Origin of the sequence: Streptococcus mitis, from assembly GCF_009496155.1 — a bacterium.
Lineage (GTDB): Bacteria > Bacillota > Bacilli > Lactobacillales > Streptococcaceae > Streptococcus > Streptococcus mitis_BQ.
Genome location: NZ_WIJP01000047.1, coordinates 1 through 676, shown reverse-complemented (window position 1 = coordinate 676; position 676 = coordinate 1). Strand labels below are relative to the sequence as shown.

The 676-nt window shown below is 38.6% G+C and carries 1 pseudogene; it reads right to left on the bottom strand.

Annotated features, from left to right (window positions below):
* Positions 1–82: 82 nt before the first annotated feature.
* A pseudogene (locus GEZ84_RS10635) lies at positions 83–676 on the bottom strand (transposase); the annotation flags it as partial.

Below are 676 nucleotides of genomic sequence, written 5' to 3'. Positions count from 1 at the left end.
GAGCCCACTGAAAAAGTAAGCCTCTTACTTTTAAAGAAATGAAAACCGAGAAATCACTCATCAATTTGAGCGAATTCCTCGGTTATTTTGTATTTATTAAGGTCATAATTCGTTTCATATTGACCACGAAGATGCTTGTGGCTGCCTGTAACTCCATGTTGAAAAGACCTGATGCCCGTGCGACATCAAAGCCATGTCTCTGTTTTAGTTCGGCATTCTTCGCTTCGATTTTATAGCGATGTCTGGCCATTTCTTTGAAATAAGGTGTTTCCTGAAATTTCTTCTGGAAAAGATGGTCGTTACTCTTAATGGTTATTGAATAAGTTTTAGACTTTGCCCCCTCCTGATAACACCCTTCCTTGGAAAGGCAATTCTTGCACTTCTCAATGTCAAATTAATGAGTGATAACTTGATTCTTATTTTGATATTTTTTCCCTGTCCTTGCTTTGCGAACAGCCATGTGTCCTTCTGGACAGACAAATAGCCCTGCGTCTTTATTAAATTCAAAGGCATCCTCTTCTTTACGGTAACCTTTTGAAACAGAAGGGGTCAGTTTTGACACCAAATGAATCTTTTCTTTGCGAGCTAGTTGAATGTTGTCCTTTCCTGAATAAGCCGCATCACCAATAATAGTTTCGATGTCCAGACTATTTTCCTTTGTTTTGGCATATAACTC